The following is a 6,129-nucleotide window of genomic DNA, read 5'->3' on the forward strand; positions in this document are numbered from 1 at the left end:
TCCAACGTGAGTCGCGCTTCCGAGATGATGGATTCAGATGGGTCGTTCCGACACGGCTGGAGAACGATATGGCCAGGACTGAAGCTGCCAGTGTGGCGGTGCTTTGGCGCGGTGATCGCGAAGCACGAGAAAGCTCGTCACCATTAAACAACCGTCTCTATCGCATTTTCGAAGAACTGGCTGCGATCGGCATTCATGCGGAACCCGCAGTCTATTCTGACGAGATGGTGGGCGAAGTGCGGGAGCAACTCCTGAATGTCGACGGCGTACTGGTCTGGGTCGATCCGATTCATGACGGTCAGACTCGAGCAATTCTCGATGAGATGTTACGGGACGTGGCATCGCGCGGACCTTGGGTCAGCGCGCACCCCGATGTCATCTCGAAGATGGGAGTCAAAGAGGTTCTATATCGCACCAAGCATCTGGGATGGGGCACGGACACTCATCTCTACCCCGACAAATCCGCGTTCCAGGCCGAGTTCCCTTCGCTGCTGGAGTCGAGCGGACCGCGCGTCATCAAGCAGGATCGGGGCAATGGCGGTCAGGGAGTGTGGAAGGTCGAGCAAGTCTGCGGGTCCGGCGAAAGCGCGCTGGTTCGTGTTCTACATGCACGCCGAGGCAGTGCGCCCGAAGAGATGGCGCTCGGCGATTTCATGGCGCGCTGCGAGGCGTATTTTGTGACGAATGGTTGCATCGTGGATCAACCTTTTCAACCACGGCTGCCAGACGGCATGATCCGCTGCTACATGGGAGCAGAGAAAGTGGTTGGATTTGGACATCAACTTATCAAAGCGCTTATGCCTCCGCCGCCCGAAGGACCCGACTCCGACGCTGCGCAGCCCGGTCCGCGCATCATGCATGCCGCCTCCGCTAAGCGCTTTCAGGTCCTCAAAGATAAAATGGAACTCGGATGGACGCCGCAAATGATGGACGCCCTCAACGTCGAACTCGAATCCCTGCCGATTATCTGGGACGCCGACTTTCTATATGGTCCACGAACTCAGTCGGGCGAAGACACGTATGTCTTATGCGAGATTAACGTGAGTTCTGTCTTCGCGATACCTGAACAGGCGCCGGCTGCCATCGCTCGCTTGGTGAGAGAACGGCTGCTGCGCGATAGATGATGCTTCCCGGAAGGGCATGTTCATCGCCAACACCGCGTAGCGACGAACGTTCGGTAAAGGGCCGACTACGAGCTGATCGCAACGATTGCAGCAGTGTCGATTGTGCGGATTTCGGCGAACGTGACCGCCGATTTCGGGAAAGTGACCGATTCGGCGGGTTTGGCGTTGCGCGGTATCGATTGTAGATTTCCTTGTCAGTTCTGGTTGAGTTCGGGCTCCAGGGTGTTGGGTTTGGGTAAGGCTTTTCTGAGCGATTCGCCGGTGAGCGTGATCCGGTGATGACGCTGCATGAGACGGTCGAGCATTGCATCGGCGATGGTTTCGTCTCCGATCCAGCCATGCCAGTGTTCAATCGGTAGCTGGCTGGTGACGATAGTGGCCTTGCTTCCAGAGCGGTCGTCGATCATCTCGAGCAGATCGTTTCGAACCATCGCATCAAGGGGAGCCATTCCCCAGTCGTCCAGCAGGAGGACGTCAACGCGGGCGACCTGCAGTAGCCATTTCGTGAAGCCGCCATTGCCGTGCAGAACGCGCAGTTCCTCACTCAGGCGCGGCACCCGCAGATACAATGCCGAATGCCCGCGCCGGCAGGCGTATTGCGCGAGCGCGCAGGCAAGCCATGATTTACCGGCGCCGGTTGGGCCGCTGATCAGCAGGCTGTAGCCCGCTTCGACCCAGTCACCGAGAGCGAGGCTTGTGAGTGAGCGCGGGTCCACGCCGCGACCGGCGCGTGTGTCGAGGTCCTCGATTGCGGCCTGCGGATACTTGAGTCGAGCCAGCTTGAGCAGTCGGGTACGGCGCCGATCATCACGCCAGCTGGCTTCCCGGTCGACCAGCAGCGACAGCCGTTCCTCGAAGCTCAGGCTGGCCGCGCCGGGCTGCGTCAATTGTTCTTCCAGGCCGTCAGCGAAGCCGTCAAGCTTCAAGGTGCGCAGTTGTGTCAGTGTCTGTTGCATCATCATGGCGGGTTCTCTTTATTGGTAGTAGCCGGGGCCGCGCACGTGCGCGTGGCTTGGGCTGATCCAGTCGGCAGGCGTTGCTGTGGTTGCCCGGTCGCGGTTGTTGATCAGGATGTCGCGCACATGGCGGTAACGGTGCACACCGAGTTCCAGTGCCAGCACGCAGGCTGCTTCGAGGCGCTCGCGGCCATAGCGACGTGAGAGCGAGAGCAGTCCGAGGCACGCCCGATAGCCATGTTCCGGGTGGCGTTGCTCCTGTAGCAGCCGGGCGACGAGCGCGCCGGTCGCCGCGCCGATCTGCTGGCCCCAGTGAATCAACCGCTGCGGCGTCCATTCGAGATGGGCGCGGTGTGCGGCCGGCATGTGTTCGACGACGGTCGTATAGCCGCCAGCGCGGTCATTGCGGGCGTGGCTCGCGACACGGCGACCACGATGCAGGAGTTCGACAGTGCCAGCGGTGATGCGCACATCGAGCTTGAGTCCGACCAGAGCGTGCGGCACGCTGTAGCGGTGTTTGTCGATCTCGATGTGGTAGTCAATGTGAGCGGTCACCGTCTTGAAGCGCGCCAGTTCATAGGGCTGGGCTGGCAGCGACTGCAATGCCGGCGCGTCCAGTTCTGCGAATGCGCTTGCGCGACATCCCGGCAGCTTCTGGAACGGGCGCTCGTTTAGGTTCCTGAGCAGCGGGCCGATGGCCTCATTGACCGAGTGGACCGACGCAAACCGGTGATGACGCAGGCGCGCCATAATCCAGCGTTCGACCACCTGGACCGCAACTTCCACTTTCGGCTTCTCGCAAGTCAGCAACTGTCTGTCATGAAGAACGTCGCGTATTCAAAGGCGCGTCCTTCGAGATTACCCATCCATTCCATCCAGCACGTGGGAATCGCTTTGTCCTGGTGAGTCGCAAGCAGAACTGGGGTGAAGATCGCGTGATGTACTTCGACGCACACAAGCGTCTGCGCTCGGTGCTGGCATCCTGGACCGATGTCCCGGAGCCAGATCTGTTCGCGCAAGCCTCCGGTGGACATTCGTGGTTTAGAACTGACGATCTGCTTCGATTGCGTGCGCTTGTTGACGATTTGTTGGGAGAACGCGATGTCAAATAAATTTCGCCGTTTGCGTAAGGATAAATATGCCGCGGTCGGAATGATCGCGGAGTCAATGGCACGTGATAGCCTTTATTTAACCGCGCGTTTTAACGATCTTTTAGGAATAGTCCTGGTCACAGAGATACTTGAGCTTTCCGTAGTTAAGGCGTATTTTATTTGTCAATGTGTCAACGGGCGATCATGTAATGACCAGGCTACCGTCAAAGCGCGATCGACTACGCGAACTTGGTGCTCTCAATCCTCATCCCGACCGAATACGGGCGCCATGGTTTCGATCGGGCGATTTCTTCGATCCCGACGATCTTGTTCAGGTCAAGTACGAGATGTTGCGTCATGTTCGGGTCGATGGCGCTTCCAAGGCCGAGGCGGCCGCCCTGTTCGGAATGTCCAGGCCGACCTTCTATCAAGCGGAGAGCGCCTTTGCGAGCGAGGGGCTGCCAGGGTTGCTTCCGAAACAGCGTGGGCCCAAAGGCGCGCACAAACTCAACTCGGTGGTCATGGCGTTCATCGAGGAGCGTCTACAGCAAGACGGCAGCATTCGCGCTCGCGCGCTTGCGCAGGAGATCGAAACCTGGCTGGAGCTTTCGATCCACCCACGCAGTATCGAACGTGCATTAGCACGCAAAAAAAAACCGTAGACGATTCGCCTCAATTCCGTCCGCCATCGTCAGCGCTTGCTCGCTACGAAGCGCTACGGGCCGATCTGCTCTGCACAGGTCTTAACTCAGAAGGCCACGCGGTCATACGCTTTCATGGCCTGTTGCACGGGCTGGCGATCCAACGCCCGGATGCTTCGCGCATTGAGGCTCCCACTCCGACCGTGCCTGCTTCCAACTCAGTGCGGAGTAACGGTGCGCTTGTTCGCGTGCTGGCCAACCTCGTGCTGCGCACCCACGAGGAGCTTGCCCATGTCTACTAACTCCGCTCAGAAGGTCACCGCCGATCATCTTCGGCGAGATGCGTTTCTATACGTTCGACAGTCGTCGCTTCGGCAGGTGTTCGAGAGTACCGAGAGTACGAAGCGCCAATATGCGCTGCGTGATCGCGCTGTTTCGCTCGGGTGGCCGATCGAACGGATTCACGTCGTCGATAACGATCTCGGCATGTCCGGTTCCAGCGCCCAGGAGCGAGATGGCTTTCAGCACCTGGTCGCCGAGGTGGCCAATGGTCACGCCGGCATCGTGCTGGGATTGGAAGTGTCGCGCCTTGCGCGAAATAATGCAGACTGGCATCGCCTGATCGAACTTGCATCGCTCACGCAAACTTTGATTCTGGACGAAGATGGAATTTACGATCCTGGTCAATTTAATGATCGCCCTTTGCTTGGGTTAAAGGGCGCCATGAGCGAGGCTGAGCTTCATATTCTCAAGGGCAGGCTGCAAGGCGGGATCAAGAACAAGGCACGCCGGGGGGAACTGGAAGTGCCTTTGCCTATCGGGCTTGTGTATCACCCGAATGGCTCAGTCGCACTCGATCCTGATCAACAGGTCCGGGGCGCGCTGCAGCTGCTATTCGACACGTTTCGTCTAGCTGCGTCAGCTACCGCCACGGTCAAGCGATTTCACCAGGAGGGTTGGCTGTTTCCGCGTCGTATCCGCCGGGGGATTGGCAAGGGAGATCTGATTTGGGGGCCGTTGGAGCACTTCCGCGTCATCCAGATACTGCACAACCCCCGTTATGCCGGCGCCTTCGTATACGGCCGCACACGTGGAGCGTATCGTCCGGGAGGTAAATCCACGGCGCTTAAGGTTGACCGAGGGAATTGGCAAGTGTTAATTCAGAATGCTCATCCAGGCTTTATTGATTGGGACGAGTTCGAACGCAACCAGGCTACGCTTAAGCAGAATCTAACCGGATTCGGTCGTGATCGACGGGGCAGCATGCCACGCGAGGGAGTGGGCCTCCTGCAGGGGCGTGTCGTGTGCGGAGTGTGTGGCGCACGCATGCGCGTACGGTATCAGGTCGTCGGCAATAAGCTTGAGCCATACTATATGTGCACCGAGAATCCGGTGCGTCGTGCCGGCAAACCCTGTCAGTCTGTTCGCGGAAGCGCTATCGACAGCGCGATAGGCTCACTGCTTCTGGATAGCGTCGCGCCGGCTGTACTCGAAGTCGCACTAGCAGTCGAAGACGAGATATCGGGGCGCGTCAAACAGGCCGCGGCTCAGCGTCAGAATCAACTGGTCCGAGCGCGCTATGATGCCGAGCTTGCGCGTCGTCGATATATGAGCGTCGATCCGACCAACCGGCTTGTCGCAGACACGTTGGAAGCGGACTGGAACGAACGTCTGCGCGTACTGGATTCATTGCAGCAAGAGAACGAACGACTTCAGAATGCCGATCACAAGCTTTTAAGCAGCGACGCGCGGACCCAGATTCGGGCGCTCGCCGAGGACTTCCCTCGCGTTTGGAATGACCAACGAGTCGTGCCGGTCGAGCGCAAGCGCATGGTCGCCTTGCTCATTGAGGACGTAACCCTGGTCAAGTCCGAACGCGTCGCGATCCACGTACGCTTTCGCGGCGGCCGAACGACTTCGTTGGAGATCGATAAGCCCAGGCCCATCGCACTGATTCGCAAGACGCTGCCAGAAGTCGTTGCGAAGGTCGACGAACTCCTCGAAACCGGCTCGGATCGGCAAGTCGCCGAACAGCTTAATGCGCTCGGTTACACAAACTGGAAAGGTGAAGCGTTCACGCCCAAGAAGGTCTATATCGTCCGCACCGCCTATCGACTCAAGAGCCGGTTTGAACGCCTGCGCGAGCGCGGCATGTTGACAGCTAACGAACTCGCCGCACAACTCGAAGTGTGCCCGACTAGATTCCTTGACTGAATTGATCTTGTAGCAGTCGAGTCAAGTTTCTACGCGGCGATTTTGACCTGATCGCACCAGGTGTTAACGGCCTTCTCAGCGGTGCGGAAGCTGCGCTGCAAAG

Annotated in this window: 5 protein-coding genes and 1 pseudogene; 4 read left to right on the top strand and 2 right to left on the bottom strand. The window is 58.8% G+C overall.

Annotated elements, in window-relative coordinates; translation table 11 throughout:
- Positions 1 to 68: 68 nt before the first annotated feature.
- Complete coding sequence (locus tag AWB81_RS29760) at positions 69 to 1,124, top strand: Cj0069 family protein (RefSeq protein ID WP_062640306.1); 1,056 nt, start codon at positions 69 to 71, stop codon at positions 1,122 to 1,124.
- Between the two features lie 194 nt (positions 1,125 to 1,318).
- Here AWB81_RS29760 and istB read toward each other — a convergent pair whose 3' ends face one another.
- Both istB and AWB81_RS29770 read right to left on the bottom strand, forming a co-directional pair.
- Entirely contained in the window at positions 1,319 to 2,086 is a 768-nt protein-coding gene (istB, locus tag AWB81_RS29765) for an IS21-like element helper ATPase IstB (RefSeq protein WP_062640307.1), read from the bottom strand.
- Between the two features lie 12 nt (positions 2,087 to 2,098).
- Positions 2,099 to 2,878: pseudogene (locus AWB81_RS29770) on the bottom strand (Mu transposase domain-containing protein); the annotation flags it as partial.
- A 59-nt stretch (positions 2,879 to 2,937) separates the two neighbouring features.
- Between AWB81_RS29770 and AWB81_RS29775 the strand changes: the two are divergent.
- The 3 genes from AWB81_RS29775 (at position 2,938) to AWB81_RS29790 (ending at position 6,026) form a co-directional block, all read left to right on the top strand.
- Positions 2,938 to 3,192 carry a DUF5372 family protein gene (locus AWB81_RS29775; RefSeq protein ID WP_159938956.1) on the top strand — a complete coding sequence of 85 codons (255 nt, stop codon included), beginning with the start codon at positions 2,938 to 2,940 and terminating at the stop codon, positions 3,190 to 3,192.
- A gap of 188 nt (positions 3,193 to 3,380) precedes the next feature.
- Positions 3,381 to 3,833, top strand: a complete 453-nt coding sequence (locus tag AWB81_RS29780; protein ID WP_062640313.1) for a helix-turn-helix domain-containing protein — start codon at positions 3,381 to 3,383, stop codon at positions 3,831 to 3,833.
- A gap of 270 nt (positions 3,834 to 4,103) precedes the next feature.
- Positions 4,104 to 6,026 carry a recombinase family protein gene (locus AWB81_RS29790; protein WP_235025970.1) on the top strand — a complete coding sequence of 641 codons (1,923 nt, stop codon included), beginning with the start codon at positions 4,104 to 4,106 and terminating at the stop codon, positions 6,024 to 6,026.
- Positions 6,027 to 6,129: the final 103 nt, after the last annotated feature.

Source organism: Caballeronia arationis, assembly GCF_001544975.2.
GTDB classification, from domain to species: domain Bacteria; phylum Pseudomonadota; class Gammaproteobacteria; order Burkholderiales; family Burkholderiaceae; genus Caballeronia; species Caballeronia arationis.

What these genes read in the sequence shown, in the direction of transcription:
- AWB81_RS29760 (WP_062640306.1), top strand. Translation starts at nt 69, where the DNA reads ATGGCCAGGACTGAAGCTGCCAGTGTGGCGGTGCTTTGGCGCGGTGAT.
- AWB81_RS29790 (WP_235025970.1), top strand. Translation starts at nt 4,104, where the DNA reads ATGTCTACTAACTCCGCTCAGAAGGTCACCGCCGATCATCTTCGGCGA.
- istB (WP_062640307.1), bottom strand. Translation starts at nt 2,086, where the DNA reads ATGATGATGCAACAGACACTGACACAACTGCGCACCTTGAAGCTTGAC.
- AWB81_RS29780 (WP_062640313.1), top strand. Translation starts at nt 3,381, where the DNA reads ATGACCAGGCTACCGTCAAAGCGCGATCGACTACGCGAACTTGGTGCT.